This window comes from Streptomyces colwelliae (genome assembly GCF_048158785.1).
GTDB lineage: Bacteria > Actinomycetota > Actinomycetes > Streptomycetales > Streptomycetaceae > Streptomyces.
The window spans coordinates 1-5555 of record NZ_JBLTJC010000539.1 but is presented as its reverse complement, the minus strand read 5'-3'; the positions used below and the strand labels follow the sequence as shown (position 1 = coordinate 5555).

Genomic DNA, 5555 nt, shown 5'->3' with positions numbered 1-5555 from the left:
GCCCCGGCACGTGTCCGCGCGGAACCAGGTACGTTCGATGACGTGGCTGGATTCAGGATCGGACGCGGCGGCCGGGACGGCAGGGCCCCGCAAGCGCGCCCTCAACAACCTCCGTACGGGCAGCAGGCACCCCCGGCGCCGCAGGGACGGCCGTACGGCTACCCCGCGGCCCCGCAGCCGTACCCGCAGCAGCAACCGCAGTACGGAAGCCCTGCGGGCGGCGGCCGGCAGTGGTCCCAGGGGAACGGCGGCAACGGCGCCTACGGCGACGAGCCGGAGTACTTCGGTGACGGCGGCGGGTACGGCCAGGGCTCCCACCCAGGCACCCCTGACCCGTACGCGGCGAACAACCCGGGCAGCACCCAGGCCTTCGCCGTAGGGGAGGACCCGTACACCCAGGGCGGTACGTACCGCGCGGGTTCGACCCAGGCGCCCACGGGCCCGGTCGGCCCCCGCCTGCACTGGAAGGACCTGCTGAGAGGCATCGTCCTCGCCCCCCAGCAGACCTTCCTCCAGATGCGGGACTACACGATGTGGGGCCCCGCCCTGATCGTGACGTTCCTCTACGGCCTGCTCGCGGTCTTCGGCTTCGACGGCGCCCGCGCGGACGCCATAAGCGCCACCCTGGCGAACGCGGTCCCGATCGTCCTGATCACGGCCGTGGCGATGGTGCTGTCGTCCTTCGTCCTGGGCGTGGTCACCCACACCCTGGCCCGCCAGCTGGGCGGCGACGGAGCCTGGCAGCCCACGGTCGGCCTCTCCATGCTGATCATGTCCCTCACGGACGCCCCGCGCCTGGTCTTCGCCATGTTCTTCGGCGGCGACGCGACCTTCGTCCAGGCCCTCGGCTGGGCCACCTGGGTAGCGGCCGGCGCCCTCCTCACGATGATGGTCAGCCGCTCCCACGACCTCCCCTGGCCGAAGGCCCTGGGCGCGTCGGCGATCCAGCTGATCGCCCTGCTGTCGATCGTGAAACTGGGCACGTTCTAGAGGCCTCAGGCTTCTCCGCTTTTCGCTTCTCCGCTACGACGGCCAAGGGCTCCCGGTTCGCGCCGGGAGCCCTTGGCCGTCGTAGGAGATGGTGTCGCCGCCGCTCAGGCGTCGAGGACCTGGCCGGTCCGGCTCACGACCGGCGGTTCGACGGACCACGGGAAGTTGATCCACTCGTCGGTGCGCTTCCACACGTACTCGCACTTCACCAGCGACTGCGACTTCTCGTAGACGACGGCGCTGCGGACCTCGGCGACGGCGTCGAGGCAGAAGTCGCGGACCAGCTTGAGGGTCTTGCCGGTGTCGGCGACGTCGTCGGTGATCAGAACTTTCTTGGAGGAGAAGTCGATCGCGTTGGGGATGGGGGCGAGCATGACCGGCATGTCGAGAGTGGTGCCTACGCCCGTGTAGAACTCGACGTTCACGAGGCTGATGTTCTTGCAGTCGAGGGCGTAGGCGAGGCCGCCGGCGACGAAGACTCCGCCGCGGGCGATGCTGAGGATGACGTCGGGCTCGTAGCCGTCGTCGGCGATGGTCTGGGCGAGTTCGCGCACGGCGACGCCGAACGCCTCGTAGGTCAGGTTCTCCCGTACGTCCTTGTCCGTGCCGCCCACGCTCACACCTGCGTCCGGTGGAAGTTGAGGAAGGAACGGGAGGCGGTCGGGCCGCGCTGGCCCTGGTAGCGGGAGCCGTAGCGCTCGCTGCCGTAGGGGAACTCGGCCGCCGAGCTGAGCTGGAACATGCACAGCTGGCCGATCTTCATGCCCGGCCAGAGCTTGATCGGGAGGGTCGCGAGATTGGAGAGCTCCAGCGTCACGTGCCCGGAGAAACCGGGGTCGATGAACCCGGCGGTGGAGTGCGTGACGAGCCCGAGCCGGCCGAGGGAGGACTTTCCCTCCAGGCGCGAGGCGAGATCGTCGGGGAGGGTGACGACCTCGTAGGTCGAGGCGAGCACGAACTCTCCGGGGTGGAGGATGAACGGCTCGTCGCCCTCCGGCTCCACCAGCCGCGTCAGATCCGCCTGTTCGACGGACGGGTCGATGTGGGGGTAGCGGTGGTTCTCGAACACCCGGAAGTAGCGGTCGAGGCGCACGTCGACACTGGACGGCTGCACCATGGATTCGTCGTAGGGATCGATCCGGACCCGCCCGGCGTCGATCTCGGCCCGGATGTCCTTGTCTGAGAGAAGCACGCCCCGAGGATACGCAAGACGCGCGGACCGACCACAATCGGACGGACCCGCGCGCCAGCGACTACGACGACACCGCTGCCTCTACGACTGCGACACCGCTACTTCTCCCGCTACTTTTACTGCTGCTACTGCTACTTCTACTGCTTCTACTGCTTCTCCAAGGTCACCAGCACCACACTGCGGAGCCGGGCACACCGTGGACACCTCACGAGCCGGCCAGGGCCGAGCCGCTCCGCCTGCTGCATCGGGAACGAAGCGGTACTGAACACGTGCCCATCGGCACATCGGACGACGGTGCGCTCCATCAAGTCCATGAGTCCCTTCCCCAAGAGCCGCGCCCGACTGCTGCTCGCCGGACGCCAAATGCCACATTACGGGATGAAAGGAACGACTCTCCAGGCGGCACTCCGGTCCCACCCAGACCCTCTTCCACGCCTCCACCGTACGCCCCAACTCCGGCCCACCGCAGCCCCGTCACCCTTCCCGTAACGCACTCGAGCCCCACGGCTTCAGCGCCCGGGGCTCGGCATGCGGTAGAGTGACGGAGCGTTCCGACACCGGTTCAACCGGCGTCTTTCGCGGGTGTAGTTTAGTGGTAGAACATCAGCTTCCCAAGCTGAGAGTGCGAGTTCGATTCTCGTCACCCGCTCTTCTTGAAGCCCCAGGTCAGCGGCCTGGGGCTTTTGCGTGACGCGCCCCCTCTCGCGCTTTCCGGCGCACAAGGCACCCCGAGATCGGGCACACGGAGGGCACGAGGGCTCGCCGAGTACCACCCACTCGCCACTTCCGTTGCAGAAGTGCGCCACTGACCTGCTGTTTCGTTGCGCACATCGCGGCTGTCGCCGCTGAAAGCCCTCACCCTGCCGTACCCCGACGGGCCGAATGGCACTGCCCCGCGCCACAGAGGGGGCGACAGGCCCCGACTTGCCATGTAAGACGCATCGTCTTACATTGATTGCATGGCTGACACCATCACGATTCGCAGCGACTCGGACACCGAGCACGCTCTGGACGTTCTCACCAATGACGGCAGCTCACGCTCGGCGGCCATCCGCCAAGCTGTGCTCGAAGCCGCCCTGCGCAAAGAGCGGGCTTCCGCGATGCGTCGCGCCGTCCTGCGTATGCCACTTGGCGAACCGGACGGCATCGACATCGCTGCGGAGATCGCCCACGGCCGCGAGGACGAGCGCTGATGATCTATCTCGACTCGGCCGCCGTCGTGAAACTTGTCCACGCCGAGTCCGAGTCGCAGGCATTGCGCAACTGGCTCGACGAACGGGTGGAGACCGGATGGACGAGTTCGGTACTGGTGGAGATCGAGTCATCGCGGGCCCTCGCGCGCTACGCCCCGGAAGCCGTCGCCCGGCTCCACCCGGTCCTCGACCTGATCGAGTTGGTGGAGCTGGACTCCGGAGTTCGCATCTTGGCCCAGACCGTAAAACCAGCGACCGTGCAAAGCCTGGACGCCATCCACCTGGCTACGGCTCTTCGCATTCGCTCCCAGATCACCTCCTTCGTCACGTACGACAAACGACTGGCCGATGCCGCCCAAGCAGCTGGACTGACCGTCGACATGCCTGCCTGAGACATCGCCCAAGCAAAGCAGGACACCACCACTCAACTTGCCCTCAGTGGATCGACAGTCGACGTCCCTGAAGGCGCCTGCACCCATCTCGTTTCCACCGCGTGCCCCATCCGTGCCCTTCAGGACGGGCAACAGCGGTCATCAAAGGTGCAATCCCGACCCGACCGCGGAACCCTGACACCGCGTTACCGCAGGTCGGCGCGACATTCGGCGAGGGAGCGCCGTCGCTTCCCAAGCTGAGAGTGCGAGTTCGATTCTCGTCACCCGCTCCATATGAAACCCCCAGGTCGATGACCCGGGGGTTCTTTGTTGCCATAAGAGCTTGGCCAGGCCGTCGGCGTTCTTGCCTCAGACCGTCCAGCCGTATTGGCGAACTCCAAGATCACCGAACGGAGTCGGGCTCAGTCCCGACCTCCGTGGCCTGTACGCGGTGTGGCGTAAAAAAGCTTCCTGGTCGCAACGGACGTGGTGCAGAGTGAGCCGCGGCTAGTCGGGGGACAGCCGTGCGGGGGATGCATGCTGCGCTTGCATATCACCAGTGAGGATCTCTTCCGGGTCAGGTTCGCGAGCGGACCTGACCCCCTGTGGGAAACCGTGATGAGTATCAGGCTGCTCCGCGGCACTCGGGGCGGGGCCGTCTTCGACCCGTGGCGGGCGCAGGCCCGCGACCGGCTCTCTCGGCTGCCGCAGCGGTATGTGCGACTGCTGCGCCATCTGGTGCCTCCGGCAGGCGACCTCCCTGGTTTCCTCACTCCGCGGCGGGCGGAGCAGGGGCTGGAGACGGGGATCGAGGCGGGGATCGAGGCGCTGCTCGGTACTCCGCGCGTCCAGCTGCGGCGGGAGCTGTCGGCGCTGCCGGGGGCGCCGTCGTGGCTACGGCCGTTGGCGGAGGGCGAGCCGGCGGCGCTGACGCGGCTCGGCGCGGCACTTCGTGCGTACCACCACGCGGCGATCGCCCCCTTCTGGCCGCGGGTACGGTCGCTCGTCGACGCGGAACGCGCCGCCCGGGCCCGCACCGTGCTCGACCACGGGACCGAAGGACTGCTGGCCGCGATGCGGCCGGCGTTGCTGTGGCGGGCGCCGGTGCTCGAGGTGGGCCACCCCCACCCGGTGGAGCGCGAGATCCGGCTGTCCGGGCGGGGGCTGGTGCTGGCGCCCTCCGCGTTCTGCTGGCGCTGGCCCGTGACCGTCGTCCACCCGGGGCTGCCGCCGGTGCTGATGTATCCGGTCGAGCGAGGACCGGAGTGGTGGACCGGCCCCGACCACGCCCCCGGGGCCCGGGCGCTGGCGGATCTGCTGGGACCGACGAGGGCCGCGTGCCTCGCGGTCATCGGAAACAGCTGCACCACAGGTGAACTGGCCCGCCGCACGGGGGTCACCGCGCCCACGGCGAGTGTTCACGCCACGACGCTGCGGGCCGCGGGCCTGACCACCTCGACGCGTCAGGGGAACACCGTGGTGCATACCCCGACCCCGCTGGGTACGGCGCTGCTCAGGGCGGCCGGCACCTGATGCCTAGGCCACGACGCAGGTGCGCAGCGCGCTCCAGACAAGGGGGCCGACGATACCGTCGTACGGGATGCCCTGGTCGTACTGGAAGGCGCGGAGGGCGACCGCTGTCGCCGCGTCGAAGATGCCGTTGATGGGACCCGTGTAGTAGGCGCACCGGGTCAGCAGGCACTGAAGTTCCCGGACCGTGCTGCCGGTGCTGCCGGTGCCGACGGAGGGCGGCGTGGGACGGTTGTCGTAGCCGCAGTACAGGGGGGCCGGCTGGACGTCGGCGGGCGC

7 protein-coding genes and 1 tRNA gene are annotated in these 5555 nt (G+C 68.4%); 5 read left to right on the top strand and 3 right to left on the bottom strand.

The window, feature by feature from the left end; genetic code table 11:
* Positions 1–42 precede the first annotated feature (42 nt).
* Positions 43–990, top strand: coding sequence for a Yip1 family protein (locus ACNFOC_RS50180; protein WP_416965666.1), 948 nt, complete (start codon positions 43–45; stop codon positions 988–990).
* Between the two features lie 104 nt (positions 991–1094).
* Here the strand turns inward: ACNFOC_RS50180 and ACNFOC_RS50175 are convergent, their stop codons facing one another.
* Both ACNFOC_RS50175 and dcd read right to left on the bottom strand, forming a co-directional pair.
* Positions 1095–1604: a phosphoribosyltransferase gene (locus tag ACNFOC_RS50175; protein WP_416965665.1), complete on the bottom strand. Its 510-nt coding sequence runs from the start codon at positions 1602–1604 to the stop codon at positions 1095–1097.
* A 2-nt stretch (positions 1605–1606) separates the two neighbouring features.
* Entirely contained in the window at positions 1607–2182 is a 576-nt protein-coding gene (gene dcd / locus ACNFOC_RS50170; protein WP_033284765.1) for a dCTP deaminase, read from the bottom strand.
* Between the two features lie 578 nt (positions 2183–2760).
* On the opposite strand from dcd, the gene ACNFOC_RS50165 reads away from it, so the two are divergent.
* The 4 genes from ACNFOC_RS50165 (at position 2761) to ACNFOC_RS50150 (ending at position 5279) form a co-directional block, all read left to right on the top strand.
* A tRNA-Gly gene (locus ACNFOC_RS50165) sits at positions 2761–2831 on the top strand.
* A gap of 310 nt (positions 2832–3141) precedes the next feature.
* On the top strand, positions 3142–3375 hold the full coding sequence (locus ACNFOC_RS50160) for a hypothetical protein (protein ID WP_416965664.1): 234 nt from the start codon (positions 3142–3144) through the stop codon (positions 3373–3375).
* On the top strand, positions 3375–3767 hold the full coding sequence (locus tag ACNFOC_RS50155) for a type II toxin-antitoxin system VapC family toxin (protein ID WP_416965663.1): 393 nt from the start codon (positions 3375–3377) through the stop codon (positions 3765–3767). Before ACNFOC_RS50160 ends, ACNFOC_RS50155 begins: the two co-directional genes overlap by 1 nt.
* A 597-nt stretch (positions 3768–4364) precedes the next feature.
* Positions 4365–5279 (top strand): ArsR/SmtB family transcription factor, encoded by a 915-nt coding sequence (locus ACNFOC_RS50150; protein WP_416965662.1) that lies wholly within the window; start codon positions 4365–4367, stop codon positions 5277–5279.
* A gap of 3 nt (positions 5280–5282) precedes the next feature.
* Here the strand turns inward: ACNFOC_RS50150 and ACNFOC_RS50145 are convergent.
* Positions 5283–5555, bottom strand: a 273-nt coding sequence (locus ACNFOC_RS50145; RefSeq protein ID WP_416965661.1) for a peptidoglycan-binding domain-containing protein, incomplete at its 5' end; no start/stop codon positions are given.